The organism is Novosphingobium clariflavum (genome assembly GCF_026420865.1).
GTDB lineage: Bacteria > Pseudomonadota > Alphaproteobacteria > Sphingomonadales > Sphingomonadaceae > Novosphingobium > Novosphingobium clariflavum.
The window spans coordinates 1-17453 of record NZ_JAPCWC010000047.1; the positions used below are offsets into that span (position 1 = coordinate 1).

17 protein-coding genes and 2 pseudogenes are annotated in these 17453 nt (G+C 64.6%); 7 read left to right on the forward strand and 12 right to left on the reverse strand.

What is annotated here, in order from left to right; genetic code table 11:
- Nucleotides 1-714 precede the first annotated feature (714 nt).
- Nucleotides 715-1281: a TetR family transcriptional regulator gene (locus tag OKA11_RS23295; RefSeq protein ID WP_015449258.1), complete on the reverse strand. Its 567-nt coding sequence runs from the start codon at nt 1279-1281 to the stop codon at nt 715-717.
- Nucleotides 1282-1350: 69 nt separating this feature from the next.
- On the opposite strand from OKA11_RS23295, the gene OKA11_RS23300 reads away from it, so the two are divergent.
- Both OKA11_RS23300 and OKA11_RS24720 read left to right on the forward strand, forming a co-directional pair.
- Entirely contained in the window at nt 1351-2181 is an 831-nt protein-coding gene (locus tag OKA11_RS23300) for an SDR family oxidoreductase (RefSeq protein ID WP_020820517.1), read from the forward strand.
- Between the two features lie 611 nt (nt 2182-2792).
- Nucleotides 2793-3095: pseudogene (locus OKA11_RS24720) on the forward strand (CorA family divalent cation transporter); the annotation flags it as partial.
- A gap of 62 nt (nt 3096-3157) precedes the next feature.
- Here OKA11_RS24720 and OKA11_RS23315 read toward each other — a convergent pair.
- The 9 genes from OKA11_RS23315 to OKA11_RS23355 form a co-directional block, all read right to left on the reverse strand.
- The gene (locus tag OKA11_RS23315; RefSeq protein WP_007683354.1) at nt 3158-3565 is read right to left on the reverse strand and encodes a response regulator; all 408 of its coding nucleotides are present in this window, start codon (nt 3563-3565) and stop codon (nt 3158-3160) included.
- Nucleotides 3566-3646: 81 nt separating this feature from the next.
- Nucleotides 3647-4270 (reverse strand): response regulator transcription factor, encoded by a 624-nt coding sequence (locus tag OKA11_RS23320; RefSeq protein ID WP_007683357.1) that lies wholly within the window; start codon nt 4268-4270, stop codon nt 3647-3649.
- Nucleotides 4260-5795 (reverse strand): PAS domain-containing sensor histidine kinase, encoded by a 1536-nt coding sequence (locus OKA11_RS23325; protein WP_020820520.1) that lies wholly within the window; start codon nt 5793-5795, stop codon nt 4260-4262. The genes OKA11_RS23320 and OKA11_RS23325 overlap by 11 nt, the downstream gene beginning before the upstream one ends.
- A 59-nt stretch (nt 5796-5854) precedes the next feature.
- Nucleotides 5855-6328: a DUF305 domain-containing protein gene (locus tag OKA11_RS23330; protein WP_004212732.1), complete on the reverse strand. Its 474-nt coding sequence runs from the start codon at nt 6326-6328 to the stop codon at nt 5855-5857.
- A gap of 90 nt (nt 6329-6418) precedes the next feature.
- Nucleotides 6419-7567, reverse strand: coding sequence for a copper resistance protein B (locus OKA11_RS23335; RefSeq protein ID WP_020820521.1), 1149 nt, complete (start codon nt 7565-7567; stop codon nt 6419-6421).
- Entirely contained in the window at nt 7567-9492 is a 1926-nt protein-coding gene (locus tag OKA11_RS23340; protein WP_020820522.1) for a copper resistance system multicopper oxidase, read from the reverse strand. The genes OKA11_RS23335 and OKA11_RS23340 overlap by 1 nt, the downstream gene beginning before the upstream one ends.
- Nucleotides 9493-9558: 66 nt before the next feature.
- Nucleotides 9559-10125 (reverse strand): RNA polymerase sigma factor, encoded by a 567-nt coding sequence (locus OKA11_RS23345; RefSeq protein ID WP_007683367.1) that lies wholly within the window; start codon nt 10123-10125, stop codon nt 9559-9561.
- The gene (locus OKA11_RS23350; RefSeq protein WP_007683368.1) at nt 10122-10562 is read right to left on the reverse strand and encodes a periplasmic heavy metal sensor; all 441 of its coding nucleotides are present in this window, start codon (nt 10560-10562) and stop codon (nt 10122-10124) included. The genes OKA11_RS23345 and OKA11_RS23350 overlap by 4 nt, the downstream gene beginning before the upstream one ends.
- Complete coding sequence (locus OKA11_RS23355) at nt 10562-10834, reverse strand: hypothetical protein (protein ID WP_004212738.1); 273 nt, start codon at nt 10832-10834, stop codon at nt 10562-10564. Before OKA11_RS23355 ends, OKA11_RS23350 begins: the two co-directional genes overlap by 1 nt.
- Nucleotides 10835-10967: 133 nt before the next feature.
- On the opposite strand from OKA11_RS23355, the gene copC reads away from it, so the two are divergent.
- The 5 genes from copC to cueR all read left to right on the forward strand — a co-directional run bounded on the left by copC (nt 10968) and on the right by cueR (nt 15865).
- Entirely contained in the window at nt 10968-11345 is a 378-nt protein-coding gene (copC, locus tag OKA11_RS23360) for a copper homeostasis periplasmic binding protein CopC (protein WP_007683372.1), read from the forward strand.
- A gap of 4 nt (nt 11346-11349) precedes the next feature.
- The gene (copD, locus tag OKA11_RS23365; RefSeq protein WP_020820523.1) at nt 11350-12294 is read left to right on the forward strand and encodes a copper homeostasis membrane protein CopD; all 945 of its coding nucleotides are present in this window, start codon (nt 11350-11352) and stop codon (nt 12292-12294) included.
- Between the two features lie 36 nt (nt 12295-12330).
- On the forward strand, nt 12331-13005 hold the full coding sequence (locus tag OKA11_RS23370) for a class I SAM-dependent methyltransferase (RefSeq protein ID WP_020820524.1): 675 nt from the start codon (nt 12331-12333) through the stop codon (nt 13003-13005).
- Between the two features lie 107 nt (nt 13006-13112).
- Nucleotides 13113-15470 (forward strand): heavy metal translocating P-type ATPase, encoded by a 2358-nt coding sequence (locus OKA11_RS23375; protein WP_020820525.1) that lies wholly within the window; start codon nt 13113-13115, stop codon nt 15468-15470.
- Nucleotides 15467-15865, forward strand: coding sequence for a Cu(I)-responsive transcriptional regulator (gene cueR, locus OKA11_RS23380; RefSeq protein ID WP_020820526.1), 399 nt, complete (start codon nt 15467-15469; stop codon nt 15863-15865). Before OKA11_RS23375 ends, cueR begins: the two co-directional genes overlap by 4 nt.
- Before the next feature lie 26 nt (nt 15866-15891).
- On the opposite strand, the gene OKA11_RS23385 is transcribed toward cueR, so the two are convergent.
- Together OKA11_RS23385 and OKA11_RS23390 are read right to left on the reverse strand one after the other, a co-directional pair.
- On the reverse strand, nt 15892-16527 hold the full coding sequence (locus OKA11_RS23385) for a response regulator transcription factor (RefSeq protein WP_021235673.1): 636 nt from the start codon (nt 16525-16527) through the stop codon (nt 15892-15894).
- Nucleotides 16528-16940: 413 nt separating this feature from the next.
- Nucleotides 16941-17393, reverse strand: a pseudogene (locus tag OKA11_RS23390) (Tn3 family transposase); the annotation flags it as partial.
- Between the last annotated feature and the right edge of the window lie 60 nt (nt 17394-17453).

The window sequence follows — 17453 nt, forward strand, 5'->3', positions numbered from 1 at the left end:
ACAGCCACAGACAACATCAGTTGTATATACAGGTCAACAGTATTTTTCCTGTTTTTCCAATACCTTATTCTCGTGAAATTTAGATATAGATATAGCTATAATACGCACGCCAGACGTCGAACCCTCATGACTGAAGAGATATTTTTGCGAGCGCTCATTTGCAAAGCTGCTGAGATAGGAGATAGAATATCATATCGTAATACAGCCTCGCACGCTTCGATTTGATGATCGGGACATTTGGCCGGCAAGAATGCGAAGCGGCATGATCACATGTTATTGGTGTCGGCGTGATATACCTAGGTATAGCGCTAGAGATGCTCCGGGAACATTAGTCCTTTGCTGAGCTTGCACGCGCCAGGGAAAGTAATACCGATGCGGACCGCATTTGATCCTCGTTTCCTGGATGTGTCGCGCCTTCTTCCGGATTGAGCCGCAGGTTCGCCTTTTGAGGCAGATGAAACGACTCCTGACGAAACGTCGTGCGACGAGTCCGGCGACCTGAGATCGTCGCGCAGCCACTGGGTCACTTGGCGATGATCCAATCCGGTTCGGCAGTGGCGGCGCAGTCCTCGAACGTCGATCGCATCCGCGGAGCCGACAGGCCGGCTTGTGCATGAGCCGCCCTGATTTTGCCGCTGGGCAGTACGGCAGGTTGCGAAAAATGCTTGCTGTGTCCCGGTCGGCGCGCGGGCGTGCAGCTCGCGCCTCGCACGATCACACGCGCAGCAGTCGCCCCACCGCCCGCATGATCGTCGCCCGGCGCGCCGCGTGCTCGGCAGCGTCGCGTGCAGCTCCGGTCATGCACCAGAGCTGGGTGAGGGCGGCGACAAGCCGGACGACATCCAGGGGCGTGAAGTCGGCGACGATCCGCCCCTCGGCCTGCGCCGCTGCGATCCCGTCCAGCTTCTCCCCGAGAAGGACCTCGCCGGCCGGGAGCATCAGAACATCCTGGCCACGCTCCAAATGATGCCAGGTCAGCAGCCTCCACAGGCGCGGGCGTTCGACCAGCAAGTCATAGGTGCGCCCCGCATAACCCTCAAGATCATTGGGATCGAAGCGATCGGCCTGCGCCGCGTCCATCACTTCCTGCGTCAGCGCGGCATCGAAGAGCGCCTCCTTGTCCCCGAAATAGGTGTAGAGCATCGGCTTGCTGATACCCGCCGCCTGCGCAATCCGGTCGATCCGCGCGCCCGCCAGCCCATGGGACGCGAACTCCTCGGTCGCTGCAGCCAGGAGCGTCTCGCGGCTCTGTGCGGCATTCCGCCGGGTTCGTTGCTTCATCACACCTCCAAGCATTGACGCATTCCAGGTTTCAAGTTACCTACCAGTTGGTAATATATGGAGTAACATATGTCCAATCACTGGTTTCTCACGGGCGCGTCCAGCGGCATCGGCCGCCATCTGGCCGAACTGATCCTGGCCGCTGGCGACGACCTTACCGCGACGGCCCGCAAGCCCGAAAGCCTCGATGATCTCGCGGCGAAATATCCGAGCCAGCTGCGCGTCGAAGCGCTCGACGTCACGGTCAAGGACGATATTGCTGCGGTCGTGGCCCGGGCGCAGGCGCGTCGACCCGTCGATATTCTGGTCAACAACGCCGGCGGCGGCGTGATCGGCGCCACCGAAGAGATGTCGGACGCCGAGGTCGAAGGCCAGATCGCGCTCAATCTCATGGCGCCCATCCACATCACCCGCGCCTTTGTCCCCGCCATGCGGCTGCGCGGGAGCGGCCGGATCATCCAGATCTCCAGCGCTAGTGGTCAGGGCTCGCTTCCGACGAGCAGTCTCTATCATGTGGCCAAATGGGGCCTGGAGGGCTTCAGCGAATGCCTCCACCAGGAGCTTGAACCCTTCAACCTGTTCGTGACACTGATCGAGCCGGGCGGGGCGCGCACCAGCTTCAGCCACAATCTGCAATTCGCCAGCGAGATCGCCGCGTATCGCGATACGCCCGCCGGCCATATCCGCAAGATGTTCGAGACCGCCGGAAACGAGCTCTACACGCTCGACCCGCAAAAGATCGCGCAAGCGATCGTTGATGTCGCAACCAGCGACCATCCGCCGCTGCGCGTGACTCTGGGGGGTGACGCTTTCGGCGTTGTCCAGGCGGCGCTGCAATCGCGGCTCGCCTTTCTGCAGTCCCAGGAAGCGCTCGCGCGCTCGGTCGCTTTCGACAGTTGAGCTTTTCCGTCTTCCAGCTTTCGTCTCCGCGCGGTGCGACGCGCCTCACCGGGGCCCGGCAACCCTGTCGTCAGCGCCGTTATCCGATACTTAGGTATAGTCATCCGACACGATTGCAGAGGCGCCACACGGGCAATCGCTTGGTACCATCGCAAGAGAGGAAAACCCTCGCGGTCGCCAATCAAGGGTGCGCAGACCTTCGCAGTCTGCGTGCCCTTGATGTGGCAGCGCGCCGCCCAGCCACGCGCGTCATGAACGGGAGCGGCCTTCTGCGAAACCCAACGCTCCGCCGCATTTTCTATAAGCTCTCGCTCGAATTGCTGCGCGCCGCCTTCTTCTTCCTGCGATTGGGCTTGAAGAATGACGAGTGTTTGTGCGCGCGTCTCAATAGGCGAGGCACACGGCTTCCGGTCGCCGCCGCCGTTCTTTGTCACAATGGCAAACGGCTACGGCCGGCGACCCTGATCGATCCGGCGTGCGAGCACGTCGGCAAGGATGACTTCGTGTGGATCAAAATGTCCCAGCCCAGCGAAACAGAACTTGCCGACATCGCCGGGAATTACGGCCTTCACCCGCTTGCCATGGAAGGTGCCGACAACGGCCACCAGATTTCGAAGCTCGACGATCACATGCTCAGGGTTGAGAGCGCCATCACCGGCATCCGCGACATCCTGATCTCGGTGTTCGAGGCGAGTCACCTGCTCGAACAGCAGCGCCAAGGTGCGATCACCCGTTAGCTTGCCGCCCGGGCTGCGATCCTCGCGGTGCCTACCGCGATTGCCGGAATCTACGGCATGAATTTCGAGAATATGCCCGAACTGAAGACGCAATGGGGATATTTCGTCATCCTCGGCGTCATCGCTGCGGTCTGCATTGGGCTCTACATCCGGTTCAAACGTAGCCACTGGCTTTGACGGCGCAGATCGGCTTTCCACATCGCGCCGGGCTGAGGCTGCCGGGGGCCGGCCGCCATAACTCAATGCTTTCGCAGAACCTCGGCGCGGTGCCGGTCCAACGCATCGAGCAAAGCCCTGCCGATCAAAGGCTTTGCGAGAACGTGATCGAAGCCCGCCTCGGCGGCCCGCCAGGCCAGCAGCGTGTCGTGAAAGCCTGAGATCATGATGGCGCGTCCCGACCATCCGATCTCGCGAAGGTGACGCAGCATCGCGAATCCGTCGATGTCGGGCATGCGATAGTCGAGGATGACGCAGTCTGCCTCCTTCGCGCGGGGGTCGGCCAACAGCGCGTGGCCGGTCGTATATCCCCACACGGCATAGCCGCGCGATCTCAGCAGCAGCTGGAGGCCACGCCGCACGCCGGGATCGTCGTCGGAGACGAGGATGGTGTATCTGCCATCATGCTGAGTGGAACGGACCGATGGCATTGCGAGAAGCGGACACCCGTGTGACGATTGCACCATCGATCGCATATCGCGCCTCGTCCCGTCGCTACGTAGAGGTCGCAGTCACTTCGGCTTGCGGCCCATGCCCGCGGCAAAGGCGATCCGCAGGGCTTCGGACAAATTGCGGACCTCGAGCTTGGCCATCAGGCTCGCGCGATGGACCTCGACCGTTCGCGATGAACAGCCCAGGTCATAGGCGATCGTCTTATTGGGCAGGCCGTTCGCCAGCCCTTCCAGCACTTCACGCTCCCGGGGCGTCAGTGCAGCGACCCGCACGCCGGCTTCAGAGGTTTCCAGAGTGCGAAAGTCGACATCGTCGAGACGCGCGAACGCGCGGCTGACGGCGCCGAGCAGGGCGGCTTTCTCGAAGGGCTTCTCGAGAAAGTCGACCGCGCCGCCTTTCATGGCCTGCACCGCAACCGACACGTCGCCATGGCCGGTCAGGACGATGACCGGCATATTGACCCCGCGTGCTGCCATGGCGGCCTGAACCTCGAGACCGTCCATCTCGGGCATGCGCACGTCGAGGATGACGCAGCCGACGGCCGCCGACTTCGCCTCCTTGAGAAACTCCACGCCCGAGGCATAGGTCACGACGTCGTAGCCCGCGGTCTTGAGCGCAAAGCTCGCCGCCTTGCGGATGCTCTCCTCGTCGTCGACCAGATGGATGACGCGTCTATCCCCCATGTTCCTCCTCCGCCCGCGCATGGATCAAGGTAAAATGAAAGCGCGCGCCGCCGCGGTCGGGGCGCTCCATCCAGATACGGCCCCCATGCGCTTCGATGATGGTCCGGCAGATCGAAAGGCCGAGGCCCATGCCGTCGGCCTTTGTCGACTTGAACGCCGTGAAGAGCTGCTCCCGGACCTCGTCGGCGATGCCGGGGCCGGTATCCGCCACGGTCACCTCGATCAGCCCGTCAGGGCGCAACCTGGTCGCCACCTTGAGGTCGCGAACCGGACACTCCGCCATCGCCTCGATGGCATTGCGCATCAGGTTGACCAGCACCTGCTGGATCTGCACCCTGTCGACGAGGACCGGCGTCGCGGCGGGATCGACTGCAAAGAAGCTGCGGATGCCGCGCTCGCGGGCGTCGACCAGCGCGAGCTGGCTCGCCTCGGCGATGACCCGCGGCAGCTCGTGGAGGCTCTTGTCGACCTCGCCGCGGGCGACGAAATCGCGCAGGCGCCGGACGATATGGCCGGCCCGCAGCGTTTCCTGTGCCGCATCATCCATCAACGACCGTAGCGACACGAAGGGTTCGTCGTCCCGCTCGTCGAGCATGTCGCGGATCGTCTCGAGATAGAGCGCGACCGCGGCAAGCGGCTGGTTGAGCTCATGCGCGAGGGTCGAGGCCATCGTGCCCATCGCGCTCAGCCGGGAGACATGGACCAGCTCTGCCTGCAGTTCCTTGAGCCTGAGCTCATCCTGCTCCTTGGCGGTGAGATCCCGGATGAAGCCGGTGAACAACCGCTGCCCGTCTTCACCGGCCTCGCCAACCGACAGCTGCATCGGGAAGGTCGAGCCGTCGCGGCGCTGGCCGACCACGACGCGGCCGAGGCCGATGATCCGGCGCTCGCCGGTCTGGAGATAATGCGCGATATATTCGTCGTGCCGGTCGCGATCGGGCTGGGGCATCAGGCAGGAGACGTTGCGGCCGACGAGCTCGGTTTCCGAATAGCCGAACAGGCGTTGGGCGGCCGCGCTGAACGACGTGATGGCGCCGGTCTCGTCGATGATGATCATCGCATCGGGGACGGTCGCCAGGATCGACTGGAGATGCTGCTCGCGGGTCTCGATTGACGCCCGGACCGCCGCCTCGTCGGTGACATCGCGACTGATGCAGGCAAAGCCTCGATGTGCGTCGCCTTCGAACAGGGCGCTGATCGTCAGGCGCGCGAGATATTCCGCGCCGTTCTCGCAGACCCGCCACGCTTCGCGCTCCAGCGTGCCTTCGTGAAGGGCGGCCGCCAGGTCTGCGCACGGGCGGCCGGCCGCAATCTCGTCGGGCGGGTAGAACAGGTCATGGGGCTGTCCCAAGACGCGATCGAGGGGCCAGCATTCGGCACGCTCGCCTTCTTCATTATAGCTCAGCACGATCCCGGCAGGATCGAGCAGCGTCAGGACGTGGCCGCCAGCCTGTCGCAGGAACAGCGGCGCAAGCCGCGCTACGTCGCTGGCAATCTCGTCCGGCCCGCGCCTCGTGTCGACCATCGTCCCGGCTCACATGCCTGGCCGGGCGCACGGATCCGGGCGTAGCCCGACCGTGCCACTCAGCGCCGCGCGAGTATGGCCTTCATCTCGTCGATTTCCTGCCGCTGCGAGCGCTTGATCGCTTCGCAAAGCCGGATGACTTCCGGATCGCTGAGCTTTGCTTCCTGGCACATCAGGATCGCCCCGGAATGATGCGGGATCATCGAGCGCAGAAAGGCCGTGTCGCCGATCGTGGTCTGGGTGCGGATGAGCGCAAAGCTGCCGAAGAAGGCGACCAGCGACGCGGCGATCAGCGCGATGTTGGCGGCTTTCGACGCGAACATGTGCCGCATGGCGACGATCATCAGCACCACCATCGGCGCGACCATCATCAGCGTCATGTAGAGCATGTTGAGGTTGTTGTAGAAGCTGTCGAGCCCGTCGATCATGACGAACATCACCAGATACATGATGACGCCGCTGATGACGGTCTGAACGGCAAGGCTCCAATAGGCGCCCATCTTCCGGGTGTTCATGTGGGACGAATGGTCCATGGCGTATCTCCTTCGCTCGGCGCCGGCCGACCTGGGTATGAGTGTAACGCCCCGCTCTCCTGTTCGCCCCCGCCATCAGCCGTCCTGATGCTAAAACCAGAAGCGAACGCCGGCGACGAAGCTGGTCGCATGGACGTCCTCGCCGGCAAGCCTCGACAGCCGCGCCGTGTCGCCGGCTTTGCGCAGATAAGAGACGCCGATATAGGGTGCGAACTGGCGGCTGAACTCATAGCGCAGGCGCGCGCCGAGCTCTATGTTGACCAGCCCCGAACCGATGTCGTTCTCCGGAATATCCTGCGCGGCGAAATTGACCTCGGCGCGCGGCTGCAAGATCAGGCGCTGGGTAATGCGCTGGTCGTAATAGCCCTCGACCCGGCCCAGAACATCGCCCTTGGTCGAGAGGAACAGCGCGCCTTCGACTTCGAACATGCCGGGAGCCAGGCCCTCGACGCCGACCGTCGCGTAAGTGCGGTCGGGCCCGCGGCCGAAGTCCTGGCGGATACCGCCCTGAAGATTGAAATAGGGGTCGATGGCCCGGCTATAGAGCACCTGCACCTCCGCGCTGTCGATGCCGCGGCCGAACTCGCCTTCGCCCTCGCTCTTGAGCCAGAGCCGATTGATATCGCCGCCGTAAAAGCCTTCGCCATCCCAGCGATAGCCATCGCGACCGCTATGCGCTTGATACTCGAACAGGTTGAGCAGCACCTGCCCGAAATTGTTGCCGCCGCTGTCCTTCATCATGATGTCGCGTGAGCGCGCCATCTCGGCGCCGGGAAAATCACGATCGGCGAAGTGGTCGCTGGGGGGAGGCGGCGGGGGCGCATTGCCGGCCGGAAGCGCCGTGCCGGTCATTTGCATGCCGGGCATGGCGGTCTGGCCATGCTGCGAATGGTCCATCCCGGGCATGTCCGGCATCGCGCCGTCCTGATGCTGGGAGTGGTCCATGCCCGGCATGTCCGGCATCGCGGGAGACGCGGGTTGCGGCTGACCGGCCGCATCTCCCTGCGGCGCAGGACTGGCCTGGTGCTGCGAATGGTCCATCGCCGAGGTGGCGTCTGGCGCTGGTGTCTGAGCGCGCGGCCTGGCGGCGGCCTTGTCCTTCTTCTTCTCCTGCGCCGGCGGCACCTCGCCCGGCGGCGCCATGCCGGGCATGCCGTGCATTGAATGATCCTGGGCAAAGGCGGGCGCGGCAGCGAAAAGGGCGATCGCGCTCACCAGCGGCGTGAGGATGCGGGTCATTACGCGTCTCCCTTCGGACGGACGCTCACGACCCGCATCATCCCGGCATGCATGTGGTAGAGGAGATGACAGTGGAAGGCCCAGTCGCCGACCGCGTCGGCGGTGAAGTCCCAGGTCACCTTGCCGCCGGGCTGGACGATTACCGTATGCTTGCGTGGCGCATGATCGCCATGCCCCGTCACCAGCTCGAAAAAATGCCCGTGAATATGGATCGGATGCCCCATCATCGTGTCGTTGATGAGATTGACGCGCACCCGCTCGCCTTCGATGAAGGGGATCGGCTCGTGATGGTCCGACATTTTTTCGCCGTCGAACGACCACATGAACCGCTCCATGTTGCCGGTGAGGTGAATGTCGATGCTGCGGCTCGGCGCGCGCACGTCCGGATTGCGATCGAGCGCCATCAGGTCCCTGTAGACAAGCACCTTGTGGCCGACGTCGGCGAGGCCCTGGCCGGGCTCGCCGGTGCGGTCGACGGGCATCGGCGAGATGGTCTGGACGCTCGGGTCGCGCTTCACCTGCGGCGCGTTCGAGAAGTCTCGCATCTTCATCGACCCCATCGCGTGCCCGCCATGGTCCATGCCCGCCATCTGGCCATCGGCGCCCATCGCGCCGTGGTCCATCCCGCTCATCGCGGAATGATCCATCCCCGAATGATCCATGCCTGCCATGGCGCTATTGTCCATGGTCGCCATCGCTGCCGCCGCGCCGGTCGCGAGGCGCGCGGACGCGTTCTTCTCGGCCGTCGGATCGACGCCCCGCATAGCGCCGCCCGACATGTCCATGCCTTCCATGCCCGGCATCGAGGACATGTCCATGCCCATGTCCTTCATGTCGGCGAGCGGCCGTTTGCGTAAGGGGGGAACCTCGCCGGCCATGCCGGCGCGCGGCGCGAGCGTGGCACGCGCCATGCCCGAGCGGTCGATCGCCTCGCCGACAAGGGTGTAGGCCTTGTCATCGCCTGGGCTGACAACGACGTCGTAGGTCTCGGCAACACCAATCTGGAACTCGTCGACGGTGACCGGCACCACATTCTGCCCGTCGGCCTGGACGATGGTCAGCGGCAGGCCGGGGATGCGGACGTTGAAGGTGGTCATCGCCGACGCATTGATGACCCGCAGCCGCACCCGTTCGCCCGGGGTGAAGAGCGCGGTCCAGTTGTCCATCGGACCATGGCCGTTGACGAGATAGGTGTAGGTGGATCCGGTCACATCGGAGATGTCGGCCGGGTCCATCCGCATCTGGCCCCAGTCGAGCCGGTCCTTGAGCGGCTGATCCTTGCCCGACAGGAGCCCGGCCAGGGTCTGGCGCTGGAAATTGAAATGGCCGGGGTTGACCTTGAGGCGCCGGAAGATCGCCTGCGGCGAGAGCGCGCTGTGATCGGCGAGCACGATGACATGCTCGCGGTCATAGGCGACCGGATCGGCACCGGCGGGATCGATGATGATCGGGCCGTAATGGCCTTCCTGTTCCTGCAGGCCTGAATGGCTGTGGTACCAGTAGGTGCCGCTTTGCACGACGGAGAACTGGTAGAGGTAGTTCGAGCCCGGCTTGATGCCCGGAAAAGACACGCCCGGCACACCGTCCATATTGGCCGGCAGGATCAGCCCGTGCCAGTGGATCGAGCTGTCCTCCTCCAGCTGATTGATGACGTTGAGCCGCACGCGCTGGCCCTCGCGCAGCCGGATCAGCGGGGCGGGGACCGTGCCGTTGAGGCCGATTGCCCGGAACTTGCGCCCGTCGATGGTCATCGACTGCCGGGCGATGGTGAGCGTAATGTCTTCGCCCGACACGGTCGGCAGCGTCGGTCGCATCCCCGGCGAGATCGTCTGCGCCCAGGCCGGCAGCCAGGCTGACAATGCTGCGCCGCCGCCGGCGAGGGCCGCGCCGCGGAGGAACTGGCGGCGGTCGAGAGCAGAAATCATTCGGTTGTCTCAGCTTTAAGAAAGAGGGCGTACCTATTGGGAATACGCAGCATGGCCTCATCCCCCTCAAACTTTCTTTAATATTTCCGAAAGGCGTGCCCTAGCTCGATAGAGGCGCGTTTCGACCGCCTTCTGGCTGATCCCGAGAATTTCGGCGGTTTCAGCTTCCGATTTCTCGTCGATCGTACGCAAAATAAGCGTGTCCTTGAGGGAAGACGGCAGGGCAGCAATCGCTTTCATTGCTTGCGCGAGCTGCTGTTCGGCCCCGATCGCCTGATCGGGCAGCGGTGCGTCGTCGGCGACGCCGTCCGCCTCGCCGAGCGGTAGGGCTAGGGCAAAGAAATTTCGAACCGCTCGCCGACGCCGCCAGTCATGGCATTTGTTGATGACAATCCGGGACATCCAGACCTGGAAGGGTCGGGTTACGTCATAGCGGTTGAGTGCGGCAAAGGCCGCGACGAAGCTCGCCTGGGTGACATCCAATGCCTCATCCATAGATCCGACATGGCTGCGCACGAGCCGGTGAACCCAACCTTGATGCCGGCGGACCAGCTCGCCATAGGCCGCTTGCCGGCCTCCAAGCGCCAGAGCCGCGAGCTCCCCGTCCGAGCAGTCGGGGAGGCACGCGGTCATTCGGATTTGGCCGTCAGCGCTTTCACCACGGCGTCGTCGAATTTGTCCGTCTGATCCGGGCGCAGCACGGCCCGCATCGCGAAGATATGCTCAAGTGTTTCTTTCTGCAGCGCGCCCATGGCCTGGTGCGAGCGATCCACCGCAGTTGCGACTTGCGGGCCATAGCCATGCTCCGCTTCGATCGCTTCCGCGAGACGCGCATTGTCGGCGCGCAATTCGGCCTCCAGCGCTTGACGCCGGATCGCGTAGTTCTTCTCGATTGTCTCGAGTCGGCTGTGTTGCGCTGAATTCAGCTTCAGATCGCGATGGAGCAGCTCGTGCAGCTCATTTTCGACCGGGCGCACTGGAACCACATAGACGCGGCCAATGACAACGCCAGCGATCGCCGCGGCGAAGGTCACCAGGACGAGGAGCAGGAGCCGGCGGCGGTCGCGCATCACTGCGAGCTCAGCAGCGTCGAGGGCGCAAGCGCGAGCCGAGCATCGAAGGGCGATAGCGGTTTGGCATCAGCAGACCGTGTCGGAACTGCCGAGCCGGCAATTCCGATGAACAGCGCGGTTGCGGCCGCGATGCCGAACGTCATAGCGCCAAGGCTTGGTATGGCCCGGATGCGCGCTATTTCCGCCATGACCCGGCTTTCCAGGCCGCCGAGCCTGGGATCGAGAGGCGCATCGCGCAACCGCGAGAGCAGGTGGTCAAGTTCATCCATGGTGCTTCTCCGTCTTCATCCTTCAATACGCACGATGGTCCAGGAACCCTTGCTGTAGATTGAAAAGAATAATTGCGAGGGGTGGGGGCTCGGGCTGCGTATTGTCTCATGGGATCTACAGGAGAATGTTCCAATGCGTTTCTTTTCGCCTCTCGCAGTTATCGCCGCCGTCGGCCTGAGTGTTTCTGCTCCGGCCTACGCGCATCCCAAGCTTGTGTCCTCGACGCCCGCCGCGAACGCCAGCGTCTCGGCGCCTTCGCGTATCACGCTCACCTTCAGTGAAGGTCTGATGCCGAAGCTGTCGGGCGCCGAGATCGTGATGACCGGCATGCCCGGCATGCCCAACCACCGCATGGCGGTAACCGGCTTCAAGACGTCCGTCGAAGGCGACAAGACGCTCGTGCTGACGCTCGCCAAGCCGCTCATGGCGGGCAGCTATCAGGTCGCCTGGCACGTCGTCTCGACCGACACGCACCGCATCCAGGGCAATCTCGCCTTTACCGTCAAGTGACGCCATGAACGACGTGGCACTCGTCGCCGTCCGCTGGGCGCTCTACGTCGATCTCGGCCTGTTGTTCGGCCTGCCGCTGTTCGCGCTCTATGCGCCCGGCGGCGGCCGGATGGTACAGCGGCATCTGCCGATGGTAGCAATGGTGGCCGGTCTCGCCTGTCTCGCCCTCCTGCTGTCGGCGCTGGGGTTCGCGTTGCAGGCAGCGGCCATGACCGGGCTGCCGCTCACCCAGCCTGATCTTTCCATGGTCGCAGAGCTGTTCAACGGCACGTCCATGGGAACGGCGCTGAAGGCGCGCCTCGTCGCGCTCCTCGTTCTTCTGCTCTCCATCCCCTTCTATCGCCGGCAATCCCGTCCTGCCTTCATCGCCTCCACTCTGGCAGGCGCGGTCGCACTCGCGACCCTCGCCTGGAGCGGGCATGGCGCGGCCGGCGAAGGCGAGGCGGGCTGGCTGCAACTGGGGGCCGATCTCATCCATCTGCTCGCCGCGGGCGCCTGGGTCGGCGCGCTTGCCGCATTCCTTGCGCTGGTTCTTACCAGGCTCGCAACCGATGATCTCGCCACTGAAGACATGGACCGGGTCATGCTCGCCGAGGAAGCGCTGCGGGGCTTCTCCCTCGTCGGCACGATCATCGTCGCCCTGCTGATCCTGACCGGGACGGTGAACGGCTGGTTCCTGGTCGGCCCGGGCAACATCGCGTCTCTCGGGCAGTCGACCTACGGCCTGCTGCTCATCGCCAAGCTGCTGCTCTTCGCCGGCATGCTGGGCCTGGCCGCGCTCAACCGTTATCGCCTGACCCCGGCACTTGCGCAGGCGATCGAGGAAGAGGACGCGCCACGGGCGCAGGCGCTGCTGCGCGCGAGCCTCGTCGTCGAAGGCGGTCTTGCGATCGTCATTCTCGGGCTGGTCGCCTGGCTGGGGACACTGTCGCCACCCATGTCGATGTAGCTTATCGTTTCGGACGCCTCGCGTTGGGAGAAGCCAATGCAATCCTACACCCCGCCGCTCGGGACCGGATCGACGAAAGACTATGATCGCGCGATCCGCCTGTGGACGCGGGAGAAGCGGTGGCGTGCCGCCATGCTCGCCGCCCTGGCGCCCAAAGCCGGTGAGACGGTCGTCGACGTCGGCTGTGGCACCGGCAGCTTCGCGCTGATGCTCAAGCAAGCCGAGCCCAGGACGCAGGTGATCGGTCTCGATCCCGATGCCGAGGCGCTCGACATCGCGCGGCACAAGGCCGCTGCGCGGCAGGCCGATATCGACTGGCGTCAGGGATTTGCCAGGGACGTGGCCCCGGGCACCGCCGACGCTGTCGTATCGAGTCTCGTGCTGCATCAGATGCCGGTCAGGGAGAAGGCGGCAACCCTGCGCGCCATGTTCGCCATGCTGCGCCCGGGTGGCCGCCTGGTGATCGCAGATTATGGCCGCCAGCACGGTCTCATGCGGCTCGCCTTTCGCCTGACCGTGCAGCGACTCGATGGCATCGATGATACCCGACCCAACGCCGACGGCGTGCTCCCCGGCCTGATCGCGGCGGCCGGCTTCAGGCATGTGGCCGAGACGTTTCGGCTCTTGACCATCACCGGCGCGATCGAATTGCTTACCGCGCATCGACCGGCGCAGGCCCAGGGCCTTACGGTTGCGAACGACCTTGGCTGATCCCGGCCGAGCGACCGGGTACGCCGATTTGGCCGCTTAGGCGATTACGTATTGACCCTGACACGGTGTCAGACCCTAGATCGTCAGGCGTCGAAAGGAGCAAGGCGATGAACGAGACACATGGAGCGGCGCATGGCGGCGGTTGCTGCGGCGGCCACGGCGGCGCGAAAGCGGCGACCGGCATCAAGGACCCGGTCTGTGGCATGACCGTCGATCCGGCGACCACCGCGCACCATGCCGATCATGGCGGTGAACGCTATCATTTCTGCAGCGCGGGCTGCCGGGCAAAGTTCATCGCCGATCCCGAGCGCTATCTCGGCCCGCCGGCACCGCCGTTCGCAGCGCCCGTGGGCACGATCTGGACCTGCCCTATGCATCCCGAGATCCGGCAGGACCATCCCGGGTCCTGTCCGATCTGCGGCATGGCGCTCGAACCCGCGACCGTGACCGCCGACAGCGGTCCCAGCCACGAGCTGGTCGATTTCACGCGGCGTTTCTGGGTTGGCCTGGTGCTGGCCCTGCCGGTGCTGATCCTCGAGATGGGGGCGCACCTGTTTCCTGTGATCCATCGCCTCGTGCCGATGTCGACCTCGGTATGGATCCAGTTCGTGCTGGCGACGCCTGTCGTGCTCTGGGCGGGCTGGCCGTTCTTCGAGCGTGGCTGGGCCTCGCTCAAGACCCGCAACCTCAACATGTTCACCCTGATCGCGATGGGGACGGGGGTCGCCTGGATCTACAGCGTCGTCGCGACGCTCGCGCCTCAGCTGTTCCCGCCTGCCTTCCGCGGCGAGGACGGCATGGTTGCCGTCTATTTCGAGGCCGCCGCGGTGATCACCGTTCTCGTGCTGCTCGGCCAGGTGCTCGAACTGCGCGCGCGTGAGCGGACCTCGGGCGCGATCAAGGCGCTGCTCAACCTCGCGCCCAAGACCGCGCGCCGGATCGCCGCCGACGGGAGCGAAGAGGAGATCAGTCTCGATCTGGTCGCGGTCGGCGACCGCCTGCGCGTGCGGCCGGGCGAGAAGGTGCCGGTCGACGGCGTAGTCGAGGACGGCCGCTCCTCGCTCGACGAGTCGATGGTCACCGGTGAATCCATGCCCGTCACCAAGGCCAAGGCCGACACGGTGATCGGCGGCACGCTCAACCAGACCGGTGCGCTGGTGATCGTCGCCGACAAGGTCGGACGCGACACCATGCTTGCGCGGATTGTCCAGATGGTCGCCGAGGCGCAGCGCTCGCGCGCGCCGATCCAGCGCATGGCCGATCAGGTGTCGGGCTGGTTCGTGCCCGTGGTCATCGCGGTTGCGGTGGTCGCGTTTATCGCCTGGGGTATCTGGGGCCCCGAGCCGCGCTTCGCCTATGGGCTGGTGGCGGCGGTCGCCGTGCTGATCATCGCCTGTCCCTGTGCACTGGGTCTCGCCACGCCGATGTCGATCATGGTGGGCGTCGGCCGCGGCGCCGGACTCGGCGTCCTTATCAAGAATGCCGAAGCGCTCGAGCATATGGAGAAGGTCGACACGCTCGTCGTCGACAAGACAGGCACGCTGACCGAAGGCCGCCCTGCCGTCACCCAGGTCGTGCCGGCGCCCGGCTTCGACGAAGCCGAGTTGCTGCGGCTTGCCGCCTCGGTCGAACGGGCTTCCGAACATCCGCTCGCGCTGGCGATCGTCGAGGCTGCGAAGGATCGCGCCATCGCCACGAGCGACGTCACCGACTTCGACTCGCCGACCGGGCGCGGCGCGCTCGGTACGGTCGAAGGGCGGCGCATCGTCCTCGGCAATGCGCGGTTCCTCGCCGACGAGGGCGTCGCCACCGAGGCGCTCGCCGGCCAGGCCGACGCACTGCGACGCGATGGCGCCACCGCAATCTTCATCGGAATCGACGGCACCGTCGGCGGTGCCTTCGCCATCGCCGATCCGGTGAAGGCCACGACGCCAGAAGCGCTCGCCGCGCTCAAGGCGGAGGGTATTCGCGTGGTCATGCTGACCGGCGACAACCGCACGACAGCGGAAGCGGTCGCCCGGCGCCTGGGCATCGACGAGGTCGAAGCCGAGGTGCTGCCCGATCAGAAAAGCGCCGTGGTCGCCAAGTTCAAGCGCGAGGGGCGGGTGGTCGCCATGGCCGGCGACGGTGTCAACGACGCCCCCGCGCTGGCCGCCGCCGATGTCGGCATCGCCATGGGCTCGGGCACCGACGTCGCCATCGAGAGCGCGGGCGTGACCCTGCTCAAGGGCGACCTCACCGGCATCGTCCGGGCGCGTAAGCTCAGCCAGGCGACCATGTCGAACATCCGCCAGAACCTCGTCTTCGCCTTCATCTACAATGTCGCGGGCGTGCCGGTGGCGGCGGGCGCGCTCTATCCGCTGTTCGGCATCCTGCTCTCGCCGATCATCGCGGCCGCCGCCATGGCGCTCTCCTCGGTCAGCGTGGTCACCAACGCGCTGCGACTCAACCGGAAGGCGCTGTGAACATCGGCGAGACGTCTCGGCGGAGCGGCGTCTCGGAGCGGATGATCCGCCATTATGAGAAGATAGGCCTCATCCCGGCGCCGCCGCGCCGGGGTGCGGGCTATCGCGACTATGACGAGCGCGATCTTCATCGCCTGCGGTTCATCGCCAATGCGCGCGATCTGGGGTTTCCGATCGAGGAGATCCGCACTCTGCTCGGCCTTTGGGCGGATACGGGTCGCGCGAGTGGCGAGGTGAAGCGGCTTGCGCTGGCCCGTGCCGAGGAATTCGAGCGCAAGGCGGCAGCGCTGACGGCGCTGCGCGACACGCTGGTCGATCTCGCCGAACGCTGCCACGGCGACGCGCGGCCGGATTGTCCGATCATTGCCGAACTCGCCACGGGCCGATCCGCATAACGTCCGATGTCGCAGGATGGTGAAGCCTAATGGCGATCGTCCTCAGGCGATCCGTTCAGGTCCACAGCAAACGCGATCCGTAGCAAGTCGGGCAAACTTTGGGCTCCCAGTTTGACCATCAGGCTGGCTCGATCCAGCTCGACCGTGCGCGGCGTGGTACCGAGTTCATCTGCGATAAAGCTATTGGGATAGCCTCGCGCAATCCCTCTAAGAACGGCCCGTTCGCGCTGCGTCAGTCTCGCGGCTTTCGACAGCGCGTCGGCCTGTTCTGCGGCACGCCCGGTTATATTCTCCAGCGAGCTGAAGGCGCGGTCGATCGCGCCAAGCAATGCGGCCTTTTCGACCGGTTTGGCGAGAAAGTCGGCAGCGCCCGCCTGCATTGCCTGCACGGCGAGCGTGGGATCGCCATTGCCGGTGAGCATGACGACAGGCATATCAATCCCGCGTCGCGTCAGCTCCACCTGGACCTGAAGGCCGTCCATGTCCGGCATGTGCATGTCGAGGATCACGCAGCCTTTCTTAGCGTCACCCGCGGCCGACAGAAACTCCGGCCCCGAAGCGTAGGCCTCGACGGCGAAGCCGGCGGTACGCAACGTGAATCGCAGTGCCTTTCGGATTGTCTCTTCGTCATCGACGATGTGAACGACGCGCTTGTTCCCCATACTCCTCGGATCGATCTGGAGTGCCGCGCCGCAAAGGCACCGCTATTGGGGAGGCCTCTTACGGGCAGGACCATGGTCCAAGGTCAAGGCCGAAATATTGCCGCAGCAGTTCCAACGGCGCAGGTGCTCGACATCGCCCCGATACGGCGGCTCTTACCACTGGAGTTCGGGCACCTCCGTCTGGTCTCCTGGAAGGGGGGCGCCCCAAAACGCGGCGGCCGAAAACGTACACGCCCTCAACGGGGCTGAACGCGCTACCTGCAAAAAGGGGCGTGAGGCCCAAAAGTGCGTCTGTCGGGCTCGACTTCAGAGCCGCAAAGCTCGGGCACCTGCTGGGGACATAGGAGCCGTTCTAGGCCTCACCTCAAGATTTGTTCGCCAGACAACGCTAAGCTGGAAATACTGAGAACATCCTAGGCGACGAGCCGAAGTCTGCCGTTCGGGTCGTGGAGTGCTCGGTACCCGCGGTTGCCGCTGAAAGATGCATCTTCCCAAAGGTAGTCACCTGTGAGGCCGATATGCGACCAACCCAGAGGTGAGACGTGCGCTAGCAGTGTTTCGTCGATCTCAATTCCCGAGTACCGCAGGTGATCGGCGGCCCGGCCGAGATAGAGGGCATTCCAGTATGCAATGGCGGCGATGAGCAAGTTGAGCCCAGATGCGCGGTATTGCTGGTTCTCAAGAGTTCGATCGGTGAACCGGCCCTGGCGGTTGGTGTAGACGGCGTCTGCCAGAGCGTGCCGGGCCTCTCCCTTGTTCAATCCGGCTTGGCAGGCGCGGCGCAAATCAGGCTGTTCCAGCCAGTCGAGCGTGAACAACGTCCGCTCGATGCGGCCAAGTTCGCGAAGGGCAAGATCAAGCTTGTTCCATGCGCCGCTTCCGCCAGAAACATAGCGTCCCGGTCCTGGATGCCCTCAAGGCGTGGC